The following is a 15,246-nucleotide window of genomic DNA, read 5'->3' as shown; positions in this document are numbered from 1 at the left end:
CGGAGCAGGACACATGAAGAAGACAGCACTCCACAGCGCCGTGATCGTCGCCCTGGCCACCCTGCCCGGCATGCCGGGCCAGGCGCAGGCGCAGCAGGCGACCGCATCCACCCCGAGCGTCGACTGCGGCGCGCAGGGCTGCCAGCAGGCGGGCGAGATCGTCCTTCGCGTGCGCACCCGCGGCGAGGAGCAGCCCAAGACCGCTGCCGCCACGCCGCCGCGATCCGGCGCGTTGCAACCCGACCGTCGAGTCACCGTGCAGGCCGAGACCGATGCGCAGGCGCCCGGCCGCGCCACGGCCGTCGGCAAGTGGTCGGTACAGTTGCCCGATGGCGGCGTGGTCTGGGCCACCGAGGACCCGGACTTGGGCCGGCCGGAGATGTCGATCTCGGCCAACAGCATGCTGGCCTTCGACGGCAGCCGCATCACCCGGCCGGTGCGTTTCGGCTACAGCAACTACGGCGCGTTCATCAAGCGCGCCGATGTGCTGGTGTTCGATGCGCGCGACGCCGACCTGGTGACGCCGCTGGCCACGGTGCCGTTGCAACTGGGCACGGTGATCGAAGGCGAGTGGGACGGCACGCTGGCCAACGCCGGCAACCTGCGGCCGGGCGACGAGCTGGTCTATGTCGTGCGCGCCTGGTCCGACGACAAGACGTTCGACGAAACCTATCCGCAGCGCATGCAGCTGCTGCGCCCGGAGGACGTGGAAGCCAGCCAGCACCGGCTGCAGAACACGCTCGACAACAGCCGCTTCGGTTCGATGACGGCCGAGGCCGCCGAGCGGATGCGCCAGATCGAAGGCAGCTTCGGGCGGAACAGCCTGCGCCGGCAGAACATCCCGGTCCATGGGTCGCGCGTGCGGCTGCAGGGCCGCAACATCCCCGAGGGCGCCAGCCTCGCCATCAACGGCCAGGCCATCCCGGTGGACCTCGAGCGCAAGTTCGTCGCCGAATACCTGCTGCCGATCGGCCACCACGGTTTCGACATCAAGGTCGACGGCGGCGACGCGACCGGCGGCATCGAGCGGCGCATCGACGTGGATGTCAGCGGCCGCTACTTCTTCGGCGTCGCGCAGGCCGACCTGACCTATTCGCGGAACAGCGTGTCGGGCTCGGTGCAGGCGCAGAATCCCGATGGCCGTTTCGACAAGGACAGCCTGACCGAAGGCCGCCTCGCCTTCTATCTCAAGGGCAAGGCGCGCGGCAAATACCTGGTCACCGCGCAGGCGGACACGCAGGAGCAGGAAATATCGCGGATGTTCAGCGGCTTCTGGCAGGCCTATCCGCAGGACGTGTTCCGCCGCCTGGACCCTGACCGCTACTACCCGGTCTATGGCGACGACTCCACGCTCTACCGCGACGTCGACACCATGGGCAAGTTCTACCTGCGCGTGGACTGGGACCAGAACCAGGCGCTGTGGGGCAACTACCAGACCGGCCTGACCGGCACCGAGTACGCCCAGTACGCGCGTTCGCTGTACGGGGCGGCGTTCACCTGGCGCTCGGCGCGCACCACCGCGCAGGCCGAGCCGGGCACGTTCGTGCGCGCGTTCGGTTCGCAGACGCAGAGCGCGCCGGGCCACAGCGAATTCATCGGTACCGGCGGCTCGCTGTACTACCTCAAGCACACCGATGTGCTGCCGGGTTCCGACCACGTGGTGCTGGAAGTGCGCGACGGCCTGACCGGGCGCGTCGAGAACCGCATCGACCTGGTCCGTGGCGTCGATTACGAGATCGACGAATACCAGGGCCGCATCCTGCTGACCCGCCCGCTGGCGCAGGTGACGCGCGAGAACGTGCGCAGCCTGACCCGCGACACGCCGCTGGATGGCTTCAGCCAGGTGATGCTGGTCGATTACGAATACGTGCCGACCGGTTTCCACAGTGATGAAGTCGCGGCCGGTATCCGCGCCAAGCACTGGCTGGGCGACCACGTCGGCATCGGCGCGACCTATGTCGAGGACAACAGCGGCGGCGAGGACTATCGCCTCGCCGGTGCCGACCTCACCCTGCAGGCCGGCCGCGGCACCTATCTCAAGCTGGAGCAGGCGCACAGCCGTGCGACCAGCGCGCCGGTCTGGTTCTCCGACAACGGCGGCCTGAGTTTCGCCCGCACCAACGGCCTGCAGCCGGGCGGCGAAGGCACCGCGCGGTCGGTCGAGGCCCGCGTCAACGCCAGGGAACTGGGCTGGACGGCGCGCGAATGGAGCGCCGGCGCATGGTGGCGGCAGGTCGATGCCGGCTTCTCGGTGGCGCGCTTCGACACCGGTTTCGATGTCGAGGAACGCGGTGTCGAGGTGCTCGGTGACATCAACGACGCCCTGCGCATCTATGCCCGCGCCAGCCGCGCCGATCGCGGTTTCGATTCGCTGAGCCAGGCCCAGCTGACCGCCGACTGGCGCATCAATGACCGCGCGACGCTCAGCGGCGAACTGCGCCGGGTGGAGGAGTCGCGGATCGGCGGCAACGCGGCCGGAACCCTGCTGGCCGGCCGCTACACGCAGCGCATCGGCTCGGCGCTCGACGTGTACGGCATCGCGCAGGTCACGCTCGACGACGACGACGGCCGCTACGCGAAGAACAATGCCTTCACCGCGGGCGCGAAGTACAACTTCGCCAACCTCTCCACGCTGGGCGGCGAAGTCACCGCCGGTGACCGCGGCAACGCCGCCCAGGTCAACGGCGAATGGCGGGTCAGCCCGGAGCACAGCTTCTACGGCAGCTACACCTATTCCACCGACACGACCCAGTACGACCCGGCTGTTCAATCCGCGCGTCGCGCCGGGCTGGACGCTGGGCCAGCGCTGGCGCCTGTCGAACCAGGTCAACCTGTTCAACGAGAGCCAGTTCCTGAAGGCCCCGAAATCCGGCCTGGCGCACACCTTCGGCATGGACTTCTATCCGGGCGTCGGCTGGAACGCCGGCTTCACCCTGCAGTCGGCGCAGCTCGAACGCGCCATCGGCCAAGTCGACCGCCGCGCCATCAGCGTGCATGGCGGGCGCACGTCCGAAAGCTTGCAGTGGCAGAGCAAGCTGGAATACCGCAAGGACAGCGGGCTGGAGCAGCGCGAGCAGTGGGTGACCACGAACTGGCTGAGCTGGAAGGCCAGCGAGAGCTGGCGCTGGGCGGCGCGCTTCAACTACTCCGACACGCAGGACGCGCTGGTCGCCACGGCCGGGGCGAAATTCGCCGAAGGCAACGTCGGTTTCGCCTGGCGCCCGTGGAACAGCACGAAGTACGCGCTGTTCGGCAAGTACACGTATCTGTACGACGTGTCATCGCTGCCACAGATCGGCGACAACGTGGCGATGTACGACCAGCGCAGCCGCGTGCTGTCGCTGGAAGGCGTCTTCCACCCCAGCCACAACTGGGAATACGCGGCCAAGCTGGCCCGGCGCGAAGGCGAAGTGCGGATGGGTCGCCTGGCCGGCCAGTGGCTGGATTCGGCGGCGAGTTTCGCGGCGGTGCAGGCGCGCTACGGCATCGGCAACAGCGAGTGGAACCTGCTGGGCGAATACCGATGGCTGAAGGTGGACCAGGGCGGCCTGCGCCAGGGCGCACTGTTCGGCATCGACCGCGACATCACCAAGAACTTCCGCATCGGAGTCGGTTACAACTTCACCGATTTCAGCGACAACCTGACCCACTTCGACTACGACCAGCGCGGCTGGTTCCTGAACGTGGTGGGACGATACTGAGAACGAGAAACAGGCCGTGCATCCTCAACCCAGCCATCGCCGCACGCATGCCGCGGAGTCGCACATCAAGTCCGTCAAGCCCGTGCGTGGCACGCGGATTGCGTCGGTGCTGGCTTGCGCCTGTGCCGTCGCGGGACTTCCGGTCCATGCGGCCCAAGTCTGCGCGCTGCCAGGAAGCGCCGGCAACGCGACGATTTCCGGTACGGTCAACACTTACTACGCAGTGCAGGCCGGAAGCTACGGGCCGAGCAGCAGCAGCATCGCGCTGGATGCCGGCAGCCAGCAGGGCGCGGCGGCGATCATGCAGCCGGGCGATCTGGCGCTGGTCATCCAGATGCAATGTGCCAACATCAATTCCAGCAACAGCACCTCATACGGCGATGGCGTGGCTGGCGAGCCGGCCAACGGCTATACCGATCCGGGCGTCTGCGTGGCCGGCAGGCATGAATTCGTGCGTGCCGGTGCCGCCACCACGTCCAGCTCGTTGGACCTGGCCGGGTCGCCGTTGGCCAACGGCTATGTCCAGGCCGCCGCGACCGCGGCCACCGGCCGTCGCAGCATGCAGGTCGTGCGCGTGCCGCAGTACTTGACGGCGACGGTTGCCGGCACGGTGACTGCCGCGCCGTGGAACGGGCGTAGTGGCGGCATCGTCGTGCTCGACGTGGCGAATACCTTGACCCTCTCAGGCGGCATCAACGTGGACGGGATGGGCTTCCGCGGTGGTGGCGGCCGGTCGCGCAGCCAGGTCGATCAGCAGGAGCGCTTCATCTCCAGCAGCGACCTGGTTCACGCCACGAAAGGGGAGGGCATCGCAGGGACGCCGCGCTACGTGAGCGAGAAGCGCGATGTCAGCACCGGGCTGGCGGCCACCATCACCGATCTCGGGACGGGTTGGGGCGGCTATCCGAATGGCACGGCCAGCACGGGCGACTTCGCACGCGGCGCCCCGGGTACGGCTGGCGGTGGCGGTGCCTTCTGGAATGCAACGAGCGACAATGGCGGCGGCGGCGGCGGCGGCAACGGTGGTGCCGGCGGGCGCGGTGCAGCCGGTTGGCGCAGTGGCGGCTATGCAGGCATCAACAGCACGTACAGCAACCTCCCCGAGAAAAAATGGGGCTTTGGCGGTAGTGCATTTCTTGCGCCTGCGATCGGACGCCTCGTGCTCGGCGGTGGCGGTGGCGCAGGCGACAACAACACCAACAGCAGCCCCGGGGCATCGGCGGGTGCGGCGGGTGGCGGCATCGTGATGGTTCGTGCCGGGACCTTGGCCGGTTCGGGCGTGGTCAGCGCACGCGGTGCCCGTGCCCCGGACAACCCATCGAATGATGGTACCGGCGGCGGTGGGGCTGGCGGGAGTGTGGTGATGGTGGCCACGACATGGAGTGGTTCGCCTTCGGTCGATGTCAGCGGTGGACGCGGTGGCGACGCATGGGTGAATGGCGATTCCGCGCATGGGAATGGCGGCGGCGGCGGTGGCGGCGTGGTGATCAGAAGCGGGCCGGCGGTGTCCGTCGTCGCGGGTGGAGCCAATGGATTCACCAATACCGTGCAAGGCCAGCCCGGTGGTGCCGCACACGGTGCTGCAGCAGGCAATGCGGGCATCAATCAGTTGATTCCAGCGAGTGGCGATACGGTGGGTACCCATGTGGGGCGGACGTGCAAATCCGACCTGTGGATCACCAAGAGCAATACGCCGGGCATCAATGGCGAGGTCGACCAGACATCAGACACGGTGACCAAGGGGGCAACCACCACCTACACGATCACGGTGCACAACGATGGCCCAATGACCGCAGTCGATGCGATGCTCACCGATACAGCGACGGGCCTGCAGAATTGCGCCTACGTGGCTGGATCGTTGCAGACGACCGGCACAGTCATGCCACCGGCGACGAGCGCATTGACTTACGCCAACCTGAGTGGCACCGGCGTCAAGATTCCTTCGATGGCGTCCGGCAGCACCTTGAGTTTCCGGATTCAGTGCGACGTACCCTAGGAAAGGCCGTTGCGCTCGACGTTTCCGAGTCGTCAATCCATTCCGTGAACGCAGAGGCCCAGTTCATTGAAAGCAAGTCGACGCTGTATTTGCTGAAGCACATCCGACTGGGCCATTTGGAGTTACTGATCCACCGATTTCAGCGACAACCGACCCAGTTCGACTACGACGAGCGCGGCTGGTTCCTGAACGTGGTGGGGCGGTACTGAGGGCGGGAAATCCGCTTGGATCAGGGGGGTTCACGGCATCCGGATCCAATTCATTCCTGGAGCAAGCAATGCGCAATGCGTTATCGGGATCGAAAGGCACGCTCGCGGCGATCATCGCGATGCTGGCGTGGGCATGTCCCGGCGTGGGCCAGGTGCAGACGCAGACCTTCACCACACCGGGCAGCTGGACCTACACCGTGCCGGCCGGCGTCTATTACGTCACGGCCACGGTCAATGGCGGCGGCGGCGGTGGTGGTGGCTATGACAACAACGGCAGGGGCGGAAACGGCGGCAGTGGCAAGCAGGTCACGGCCTATATCCGGGTCAATCCGGGCGATGTGCTGAGCGGGACCGTCGCGGGCGGTGGCGCGGGCGGTGCTTCGCCGCGGCCCGCGAACCGATGCACCGGCGGCGGCCTGGGCGGCACGGGTGCGGCGGCCGGCGGCATCGGTGGCCATCAAAGCTGCACCAGCGGTTACAGCGGCGGTGGTGGCGGTGGTGGCGGTGCCACCAGCTTGGCGATCAGCGGCACGGTGGTGCTGGTGGCCGGTGGCGGCGGTGGCGGCGGTGGTGGTGGCTTGACCAATCCGGCCACGCCCAACACGCAATCAGCGACGACCCTGACCTCGGCCGGAACTTGCAGTGCGGTGGCCGGTACCAAGGGCGTCAATGCCCCGGGCGATGGCGGGGGTGGCGGCGGCGGCGGTGCGGGCTCGACCGGCGGTGCAGGCGGCAACTTCGGTGCCGACAATACGACCGTGCCTTCCACCGGCGGTGGCGCGGGCGGCTCCTGCTACGTGGCTTCGCGCATGGTCCTGAACACCCAGGGTGCAGGCGGTGCGGGTGGCACGGGTGCGAACGGCTATGTGGCCGGCATTGCCGGCGGCAATGGTTCGGTGACGCTGACCCCGACCCTGGCGACGCTGTCGCTGGTCAAGTCCAAAGTGTCCGGCAACAACAGCGCGGTGACGGTGACCTTCTCGTCCACCAACCTGGTGACCACGCCGGCTTCGGCGGTCTCGGGCGGTGCGGACAACACGCCCGGCACCGCGACCGCGCCGGTGGTGATCAGCAACGTCACCACGGACGTCACGGTCACCGAAGCCAGCTTCGACAGGGCGGACTATTCGCTGGCCTCGGCCACCTGTACCGACAGCAGAACCAATACCTCGTTCACGCCGGCGGTGTCGGGCAACACGATCACCATCGCGCCCGCCAACATGGCGCCGGCTTCGGTGATCACCTGCACCCTGCGCAACGCGCAGGCCGACAAGCGCCCGCAGGTGGTCATCGAGAAGCAGTCGGTGGGTGGCACCGGCACGTTCGATTTCACCCTGGCCAACTTGAACAACAGCAGCAACAACGCGGTGACATCGCTGCAGCTGAACACCGGCACCGCCAATCCCGCCCAGTCCCAGACCCTGCGCTGGAGCGACAATGGTTCGACCGTCACCATCACGGAAGCCGCCGTGGCGGGCTACACCACGTCCTACGTCTGTACCAATGCCACCGCCGGACCCACCCAGACGCCGCGCATCCCCGCGAGCGGGACCGGCGCCGGCAACACCGCCACCATTCCGGTCTCGGCGCTGGCGGCCAAGGCGTACTGGACCTGCCGCTTCACCAATACCAAGCCGCGCACCTTGACCGTCACCAAGGCGCTGGCGCCGGCCGCGGACAACGGCAGCTTCGTCATGACCGCCAACGGCACGGCGGGCACGGCGGGCGGCAATGGCGCCACCGCATCGAGCAGCACGGCGGCGGTGGGCAGCACGGTGCTGTTCTCGGAAGCCGCCAGCGGCAGCACCAGCCTGGCCAACTACACCTCGGCCATCGCCTGCGTGCAGACCGCATCGCCCACCTTCGCGGTGGCGTTCACCGCCGGCACCGACAACCAGTCCGGGTCGCTGGTGATGCCGGATGCCGACGTCACCTGCACCATCACCAATACCCGCAAGCCGGTGCAGCTGCGCCTGGCCAAGGCCTGGGGCACCGGGCCGCATACCGGCGTCACCGCCAGCATCGGCGCCACCACCGGGCTGAACCCCAATACCAATGCGTTCAATGCGGCGGGCGGCACCGCGGCGACTTCCAGCAGCGTGACCGCCTATGCCGGGCAGGTGGCGACGCTGCCGGCCGAGACCATGTCCGGCGCGGCGATCACGAACTACACCGTGGCGTTGGCCTGCGACAACGGCGTCGTCCCCTCGGGCACCAACGGGGCGGCGTCGAACACGATCACGATCCCCTCCACGCTCGCCTCCAATACCACCGTCACCTGCACCTATACCAACACCCGCAATACGACGGCAACGCTGACCCTGGCCAAGGTGGTCAACAACACGACCGGCGGCAGCGCCACGACCGCCGACTTCACCTTGACCGCCACCGGGCCGGTCACGATCTCCGGTACGCACGGCGCGGCCCCGATCACCAATGCCACGGTGTCCGCGGGCACCTACACGCTGTCGGAAACCAACGTCGCCAACTACACCGCCTCGGCGTGGACGTGCAGCAATGGCGTGACGGTCAATGCCAGCAGGCAGATCGCACTGGCCGGCGGCGCCAGCACCACCTGCACCATCACCAACGCTTTCACGAATGCCGCCGACCTGTCGGTGACCAAGACCAACAGCCAGACCAGTGTCGTGCGCGGCGGCACGACCGACTACAGCATCGTGGTCACCAACAACGGCCCGGCCAACGCCAACGGCGCCACCTTCCGCGACACCCCGAGCAGCGGCCTGACCAACTGCAGCATCACCGCCTGCAGCTCCACCCCGGCCAGTGGCGTGACCTGCCCGGCGGTGGGGTCGACCATCGCCAGCCCGGGCGGCAGCGCGTTCACCCTGACCAATTTCCCGAACGGCGCCTCCATCAACGTGACGGTGCGCTGCACGGTGCAGTGACGCGTCGCGGGCCGCCTCCACGTGGAGCGGCCCGTTGCGATGTGGCTTCGTCGGAGGAATGACGGGGCGGGGATCGGGCGCCCCTTAGAGCAGGCGGCAGCTTCATGAACGGCCTCGATTGGTGCCCGGCGCCGAACCGGGCTAAGCTCGCCGCGCGTCTGTCATCCAGGGGGTTGTTCCGATGTTGTTTCCGCGTTTGTTCCTACGCGCCTGTGCAGCGGGCCTGTTCTGGGCCGCGTCCACGGCCGCCATCGCCCAGTCGCTGCCGGCACCGGTCGAGTTCTATTTCGATGAGGACCGCACCGCCACCCAGCCGGTCGTGTTCCTGAAGGGGCCGGATGATGCCGTCGTCGACCGCCTTGCCAAGCTGCTGGAGCGCGACCCGCGGGCCTACCAGCCGATGCTGCAGCTGGCCGGCATCGCCATGAAGGGCGGGCGCGAGGAACTGGGCCGCTCGCTCTACCAGCGCGCCATCGACGCGATGGGCAGCAACAACCGCCTGGAGCGCTCCGCGCGCTGGCACTACGGCTGGAGCCTGCATCGCGCCGGCGACGACAAGGGCGCGCTGGAGCAGTGGGCGCAGATCGCCCACAACGGCCCGACCCGCGGCGGCTGGGTGCCGACCACGCTGGCGCTGGGGCTGTGGAAGCTTGGCCGCAAGGACGAGGCGGTGAAGTGGTATGCCGCCGCCGTGCGCACCCAGCCGCAGAGCTGGAGCTCGCCGACCGACATCGCCAGCCTGCTGCCCGACTGGAGCGAGGCCGACCGCGCCAGCCTGATCGAAGTGCAGCACGCCTGGGCGGCGAATCCGCCGGCCTGGCCCTGATCCACTGACGAAGGGGCGGTGCGCGGCATCGCCCCGGCGACATCATCCGATCAATCGGCCGGCACGGTCCGGCTGGCGGCCCACTGCCGCAGTGCATCCACCTGTTCGCGCATCACCACCGACAGCGGCCGGGTGGCACGGATCTCCTGGCGCAGGGTGAAGTCGGTGACCGGCATCCCCACGCCGTGCGCGGCGTAGAGCGCCGACACGATCACTTGCTCGATTTCGGCGCCCGAGAAACCGTCGCTGGCATGTGCCAGCGCAGGCAGGTCGAAGCCCGCCGGTTCCAGCGTGCGCTTGGCCAGGTGCAGGCGGAACAGTTCGGCGCGCGTGTCGGCATCGGGCAGGTCGACGAAGAAGATCTCGTCGAAGCGGCCCTTGCGCAGCAGCTCGGCCGGCAGGTCGTCGATCTGGTTCGCCGTGGCGACCAGGAACACGCGCGACCTGCGCTCCGCCATCCAGGTCAGCAGGAAGCCGAGCACGCGCCGCGACACGCCGCCATCGCTGTCGCCGTCGGAGGACAGGCCCTTCTCGATCTCGTCGATCCAGAGCACGCACGGCGCCAGCTGCTCGGTGGATTCGAGCGCGGCGCGCAGGTTCTTCTCGGTCTCGCCATGGTACTTGTCGTAGAGCGTGCCGAAGTCCAGCCGCACCAGCGGCACCTGCAGCCCGCCGGCGATCGCCTTCGCCAGCATCGACTTGCCGCAGCCCTGCACGCCGAGCAGCAGCACGCCCTTGGGCGGATCCAGCCCGGGCGGCGCGCCGCCTTCGGTGAACACGGCGCGGCGCTGTTCCACCCAGCGCTTGAGGCGGCGCGCGCCGGCCACGTCGGCGAAGCGCGCGGTGTCGTATTCGTAATGCAGATGGCCGCTCTTGTTGAGCAGCGCGAACTTGAGCTTGGCCAGTTCCGGCAGGTCGTCCTGGTTGAGCGCGCCGTCGCGGAAGACGAGTTGCCGGGCGATGCGCCGGGCGTCCGTCTCGGTCAGCCCGCGCAGGTGGCGGACGATCTGCGCCACCGCGGCTTCATCCACCTCGGCGCGGCGGCCGCCGTTGTCGCGGGCGTAGCTGGCGGCTTCCTCGCGGACCAGCGCCAGCAGCGCGTCGGCATCGGGCAGGCGCGGGCTGAAGCGGGTGGCGATGGCTTCCAGTTCCGCCGGCAGCTCCACCTTCGTGCCGATCATGACGATGACATGCGGCTGGCTGTCACGGCGCTGCACGATGTCGCGCAGCATCCGCAGCGTGGTGGCGTATTGCAGGTAGGGGTGGAAGTCGAGCAGCAGGTAGATGCCGCGCTGGCCGGCGCCACGGATGGCGGCCAGCGTGCTGCCGGCATCGGGCGGGATCTCGGCGACCAGGTCGCCGTCCAGGTCGAGCCGGCGCAGGCCTTCGGTGATCGACCAGCGCCACAGCGCGCGCCAGGCATGCGCCAGCGACTGCCGGAACAGCGCGACCACGCGGGCCTCGTCCGGTGTTTCGATCACGATCAAGGGGGTTTGCGCGCGGATCAGCGCGACCAGGTCCTGCAGCTCGTTCATGCATCCGTTCCGGCGAAGCGCGGCCACGATAGCAAACCCTCGCATCGGTGCCGCGGGCGCGATGCTAGGCTTGGCCCCTGGCTTGGGAGGACGCGCATGAAGACGATCCTGGTGGCAAGCTCCAAGGGCGGTGTCGGCAAGACCACGGTGGCGACCCAGCTCGCCGCGCAGGCGGCCATCGACGGCCTCAACACGGTGCTGGTGGATGCCGATCCGCAGGGTTCATCGACCCGCTGGGCCGAGCGCCGCGCCGATCTCTCCAGCGCCGTGCTGCCGATCGACGGCACCCGCAAGGCCTGGCAGAAACGCATTCCCGAGGACGCCCAGCGCGTCTTCATCGACGCCCCCGCCGGTGCGATGGCCGGCGAGCTGGAAGGCTTCCTGGACGTGGCCGATGCGGTGGTGGTGCCGGTGCCGCCGTCCGCGCTCGACATCGAGGCCACGGTGCCCTTCCTCAACGCCATCGCCAAGCACCCGCGCGTGCGCAAGGGCGAACTGCCGGTGGCGCTGGTCGGCAACAAGCTCAAGCCCTGGACCAATGCCTCGCAGCAGGCGATGGATGTGCTGCGCCAGTGGGGCGTGCCGCTGGTCGCCGAACTCCGCGACAGCCAGTCCTATGTGCTGCTGACCGGGCTCGGCCGCAGCCTGTTCGACTACCAGTCCGCCAACGTGCGCCAGCACCAGGAAGACTGGGCGCCGCTGCTGCGCTGGCTGTACAAGGCGCGTTGAAGCGCGTGTTGACGCGCCCGCGGCGCGGCCCGCGCTAGCCTCCGGGCAAGGACGGAGGCCCGGATGCTCGAAAAACTCGTACTGCTGCGCCATGCCCATGCCCTGAATCCGGAAGGCTGGCAGGCCGATGCGCAGCGCCCGCTGTCGCCGGCCGGGCAGGCCGAGGCCTTGCACGCCGGCGAATGGCTGCATGGACTCGCCGCGCCGGACGCCGTGCTGTGCTCGCCGGCCACCCGCACCCGCGAGACCCTGGCGCAACTCGCCGCCGCCGGCTGTGCGCTGCCCGCGCCGCACTTCGAGGACGACATCTACGACGCCTCGCTGGGCGACCTGCTGGCGGTGATCGAAGCCCGGCTGGCCGCCGCGCCGGACACCCGCCGGCTCTGGCTGGTCGGCCACAACCCGGGGCTGGAGCAGCTGCTTTTCCACCTGGATGCCGAGGCCCGCCTGCGCGCCATGCCCACCGCCGGCATCGCCGTGCTGCGTTTCGATGGCCGCCTGCCGGTGACCGACCCCGGCGCGGCCGGCATCGCGCTGACCTGGGCGCCCTGACATGGCGCGTGCGCTCGCCGCGTCGGGCATCGGGATGTTGGCGATGGGGCTGCTGATCGGCTTCGGCGCGCCCGCCTGCCGCGCCGCCGACGGCATCGACGACGTGCGTTCGGAAGCCCGCTTCGTCCTGCGCGGCGCGTTCGGTCGCCACCTCGAAGGCCGCTTCGGGCAGATGCAGGCCGCGTTGCAGCCGCAGGCCGATGGCCGCTGGCGTGCCACCGTCTGGCTGCCGACCGCCGACGCCGAACTGCCCGGCCACCCGCGCTATACCCGGATAATGCGCGGCGACATGTTCTTCGACAGCGCCCGCCACCCCGGCATCCGTTTCGTCTCCGACCCGTTCGATGCCGGCCTGCTGGCCCAGGGCGGCGTGCTGGCCGGCACCCTGAACATGCGTGGCGTCAGCCGGCGCGCGCAGCTGCAGCTGGCGCCTTCGCCCTGCCGCCTGCCGCGCTTCGATGGCTGCACCGTCCACGCGCACGGCCGCGTGCAGCGCAGCGACTTCGGCATGGATCGCCTGCGCGGACTGGTGGGCGATGAGGTGGAATTCCAGCTGCGCATCGTCGCGGACGGCGCCGCGTGACGGGCGCGCGCGCGTGGTTGTGGGTGATGGCGCTGCTGCTGTCGGGCTGCGCCGGCCTGTCGCCGAAGCAGCAGGCGGACGTCGCGCGGATCGTCGATGCCTCGCGCCCCGCGCAGCTGGACTGCGCCGCCGCCGACCGCTGCGCGCAGCCTTCGGCGTTGCTGGCGCAGGCCGATGCCGATCCGTCGCAGCATCACGCGCTGATCCTCGATGAAGGCCAGGACGCGCTGCTGGTGCGCATCCACCTGATCCGCGCCGCGCGCGAACGCATCGACCTCCAGACCTATATTTTCGATGAGGACGATGCCGCCCGGCTGGTGCTGCGCGAACTCGTCGCCGCCGCGCGCCGCGGGGTGAAGGTGCGCCTGCTGATGGACCAGCTGACCTCGATGAAAAGCGTGCAGACCCTGGCCGCGCTGGCCGGCGTCCACGCCAACTTCGAGGCCAAGGTCTACAACCCGGTTTTCCACAAGGGCCGGCTGTCGTACACCGACTTCGCGATGGCCACCGCCTGCTGCTTCCGCCAGCTCAACCAGCGCATGCACAGCAAGCTGCTGCTGGTCGATGACAAGGTCGGCATCACCGGCGGGCGCAATTACCAGGACGACTATTACGACTGGGACGGCAGCTACAACTTCCGCGACCGCGACCTGCTGCTCAGCGGGCCGGTGACGCGCGACATGGGGGCCAATTTCGAGGCGTTCTGGGTCTCGCGCCGCAGCGAACCGGTGGCCGACCTGCGCGATGTCGCCCGCCTGTTGCGCCGCGAGGGGGTGCCGGCGCTGTCGAACCAGGCCTACGAACATCCCGGCCGCGCGCTGGCGATGCAGCAGGCCGCCAACGATCCGGCGGTGCTGGACGCGCGGCTGGTGTCGCGCACGCGGCCGGTGTCGGGGGTGAGCTTCGTCGCCGACCTGCCGCGCAAGCATCGCCGCGATGCGCCCGTGGCCGCGCCGCAGCCATCCTCCACCGCCGCGCTCTACCACCTGGTCGATTCCACCCAGGAGGAAGTCCTGCTGCAGACGCCCTACCTGGTGCTGTCGAAGCCGGCGCAGAAGCTGTTCGCGCGGATGAACGACCGGCCGCATCCGCCGCGCGTGGTGATCTCCACCAACAGCCTGGCGGCGACCGACGCCTTCATGGTCTACGCGCTGTCGCACAAGTACAAACGCCGCTACCTGCGCAGCTTCGGGTTCGAGATCTACGAATACAAACCGTATCCGGAGGCCGCGCCGATCGACCTGGAGGCCACCGGCGCGCCGCTGCCCGCGCAGGTGGACCGGGACGAGGAAGTGCCGTCGCGCCCGTTGCACCTGGACGCGCGGCGGCCGCCGTGGGAAACACGCACCCGCCGCGAATACCTGGTGCGACGCCGGCTGCTGTTCGGTTCGCGCGGCAGCACGGTGCCGCTCAAGCGTGCCGGCGTGCGGGTGGGCCTGCATGCCAAGTCGATGGTGGTGGATGAGGGCGTCGGCGTCATCGGCACCCACAACTTCGACCCGCGCGGCGACCACTACAACACCGAGAGCGCGGTGATCATCCGCGACCCCGCCTTCGCCCGCGAACTGGCGGCGAGCATCCGCGGCGACATCGCGCCCGCCAATGCCTGGGTGATCGCGCCACGCCCGCGCACGCCGATCTTCCCCGGCCTCAACTATTCGCTGCTGAAGATCTCCGAGCACCTGCCGGTGTTCGACCTGATCCCCTGGCGCTATGCCACCAGCTACGAATTCGTGCCCGGCCCGGCCTGCCCGATGCCGCTGCGGATCGGCGACCCGCGCTTCCACGACTGCTATCGCGCGGTGGGGGATTTCCCCGAGGTGGATGTCGGCCCGAAGTGGCTGGGCACGCGCATCCTGACCGCCTTCGGTGCCGGGCTCGCGCCGATCTTCTAGGTCGCCGGGCGGCCCGTTTGACGTGACTTCGGCTGGGTGACTTCCGGCACGGGCGGAAATTGTATTGGTGTATTACTTTACCAACACACCAGCACAACACCCCGAAGGAGCCTGCCATGAACGTTGAAAACACCCGCACCCCGGCCGCCCGTGAAACCGCCGCCGCCGAGCCCGCCCCCCGCCGTTCCAGCCGCCGCGAGCGCAGCTTCGGCACCGGCTACGGCCGCAGCAGCGGCTACGCCGACGGCCTGCGCCGCTACATCGACAGCGACACCGCCGAGCGCTTCCGCGTCCACTGAAATCGCTTCCGG

General features: G+C 69.0%; 11 protein-coding genes. 10 read left to right on the top strand and 1 reads right to left on the bottom strand.

Annotated elements, in window-relative coordinates; genetic code table 11:
- The first annotated feature begins 13 nt into the window (after positions 1-13).
- The 5 genes from DCD74_RS09870 (at position 14) to DCD74_RS09850 (ending at position 9,641) form a co-directional block, all read left to right on the top strand.
- Positions 14-4,291: a hypothetical protein gene (locus DCD74_RS09870; RefSeq protein WP_237049587.1), complete on the top strand. Its 4,278-nt coding sequence runs from the start codon at positions 14-16 to the stop codon at positions 4,289-4,291.
- Positions 4,261-5,697 carry a hypothetical protein gene (locus tag DCD74_RS12710; RefSeq protein WP_237049586.1) on the top strand — a complete coding sequence of 479 codons (1,437 nt, stop codon included), beginning with the start codon at positions 4,261-4,263 and terminating at the stop codon, positions 5,695-5,697. Before DCD74_RS09870 ends, DCD74_RS12710 begins: the two co-directional genes overlap by 31 nt.
- Before the next feature lie 44 nt (positions 5,698-5,741).
- Positions 5,742-5,906: a hypothetical protein gene (locus tag DCD74_RS12705; RefSeq protein WP_162615974.1), complete on the top strand. Its 165-nt coding sequence runs from the start codon at positions 5,742-5,744 to the stop codon at positions 5,904-5,906.
- A 68-nt stretch (positions 5,907-5,974) separates the two neighbouring features.
- Positions 5,975-8,815 (top strand): prealbumin-like fold domain-containing protein, encoded by a 2,841-nt coding sequence (locus DCD74_RS13095; RefSeq protein WP_162615973.1) that lies wholly within the window; start codon positions 5,975-5,977, stop codon positions 8,813-8,815.
- Positions 8,816-8,996: 181 nt separating this feature from the next.
- The gene (locus DCD74_RS09850; RefSeq protein WP_112927152.1) at positions 8,997-9,641 is read left to right on the top strand and encodes a tetratricopeptide repeat protein; all 645 of its coding nucleotides are present in this window, start codon (positions 8,997-8,999) and stop codon (positions 9,639-9,641) included.
- A 50-nt stretch (positions 9,642-9,691) separates the two neighbouring features.
- Here the strand turns inward: DCD74_RS09850 and DCD74_RS09845 are convergent, their stop codons facing one another.
- Positions 9,692-11,176, bottom strand: coding sequence for an AAA family ATPase (locus DCD74_RS09845; RefSeq protein ID WP_112927151.1), 1,485 nt, complete (start codon positions 11,174-11,176; stop codon positions 9,692-9,694).
- Positions 11,177-11,272: 96 nt separating this feature from the next.
- Between DCD74_RS09845 and DCD74_RS09840 the strand changes: the two genes are divergently transcribed.
- The 5 genes from DCD74_RS09840 (at position 11,273) to DCD74_RS09820 (ending at position 15,234) form a co-directional block, all read left to right on the top strand.
- Positions 11,273-11,905, top strand: a complete 633-nt coding sequence (locus tag DCD74_RS09840) for a ParA family protein (protein ID WP_112927150.1) — start codon at positions 11,273-11,275, stop codon at positions 11,903-11,905.
- 63 nt (positions 11,906-11,968) lie between these two features.
- On the top strand, positions 11,969-12,457 hold the full coding sequence (locus DCD74_RS09835; protein ID WP_112927149.1) for a SixA phosphatase family protein: 489 nt from the start codon (positions 11,969-11,971) through the stop codon (positions 12,455-12,457).
- 1 nt (position 12,458) lies between these two features.
- Positions 12,459-13,040: a YceI family protein gene (locus DCD74_RS09830; protein WP_112927148.1), complete on the top strand. Its 582-nt coding sequence runs from the start codon at positions 12,459-12,461 to the stop codon at positions 13,038-13,040.
- Positions 13,041-13,066: 26 nt separating this feature from the next.
- Positions 13,067-14,935 carry a phospholipase D family protein gene (locus DCD74_RS09825; protein WP_112927793.1) on the top strand — a complete coding sequence of 623 codons (1,869 nt, stop codon included), beginning with the start codon at positions 13,067-13,069 and terminating at the stop codon, positions 14,933-14,935.
- Between the two features lie 116 nt (positions 14,936-15,051).
- Positions 15,052-15,234 carry a hypothetical protein gene (locus tag DCD74_RS09820; RefSeq protein ID WP_112927147.1) on the top strand — a complete coding sequence of 61 codons (183 nt, stop codon included), beginning with the start codon at positions 15,052-15,054 and terminating at the stop codon, positions 15,232-15,234.
- The last annotated feature ends 12 nt before the right edge of the window (positions 15,235-15,246 follow it).

It is taken from the genome of Lysobacter oculi (genome assembly GCF_003293695.1).
Classification (GTDB): Bacteria; Pseudomonadota; Gammaproteobacteria; order Xanthomonadales; family Xanthomonadaceae; genus Solilutibacter; species Solilutibacter oculi.
Note: the sequence above shows the minus strand (reverse complement) of the source record. Positions and strands in the feature narration are given on the sequence as shown.

What these genes read in the sequence shown, in the direction of transcription:
- DCD74_RS09870 (WP_237049587.1), top strand. Translation starts at nt 14, where the DNA reads ATGAAGAAGACAGCACTCCACAGCGCCGTGATCGTCGCCCTGGCCACC.
- DCD74_RS12710 (WP_237049586.1), top strand. Translation starts at nt 4,261, where the DNA reads ATGCAGGTCGTGCGCGTGCCGCAGTACTTGACGGCGACGGTTGCCGGC.
- DCD74_RS13095 (WP_162615973.1), top strand. Translation starts at nt 5,975, where the DNA reads ATGCGCAATGCGTTATCGGGATCGAAAGGCACGCTCGCGGCGATCATC.
- DCD74_RS09850 (WP_112927152.1), top strand. Translation starts at nt 8,997, where the DNA reads ATGTTGTTTCCGCGTTTGTTCCTACGCGCCTGTGCAGCGGGCCTGTTC.
- DCD74_RS09845 (WP_112927151.1), bottom strand. Translation starts at nt 11,176, where the DNA reads ATGAACGAGCTGCAGGACCTGGTCGCGCTGATCCGCGCGCAAACCCCC.
- DCD74_RS09840 (WP_112927150.1), top strand. Translation starts at nt 11,273, where the DNA reads ATGAAGACGATCCTGGTGGCAAGCTCCAAGGGCGGTGTCGGCAAGACC.
- DCD74_RS09835 (WP_112927149.1), top strand. Translation starts at nt 11,969, where the DNA reads ATGCTCGAAAAACTCGTACTGCTGCGCCATGCCCATGCCCTGAATCCG.
- DCD74_RS09830 (WP_112927148.1), top strand. Translation starts at nt 12,459, where the DNA reads ATGGCGCGTGCGCTCGCCGCGTCGGGCATCGGGATGTTGGCGATGGGG.
- DCD74_RS09825 (WP_112927793.1), top strand. Translation starts at nt 13,067, where the DNA reads ATGGCGCTGCTGCTGTCGGGCTGCGCCGGCCTGTCGCCGAAGCAGCAG.
- DCD74_RS09820 (WP_112927147.1), top strand. Translation starts at nt 15,052, where the DNA reads ATGAACGTTGAAAACACCCGCACCCCGGCCGCCCGTGAAACCGCCGCC.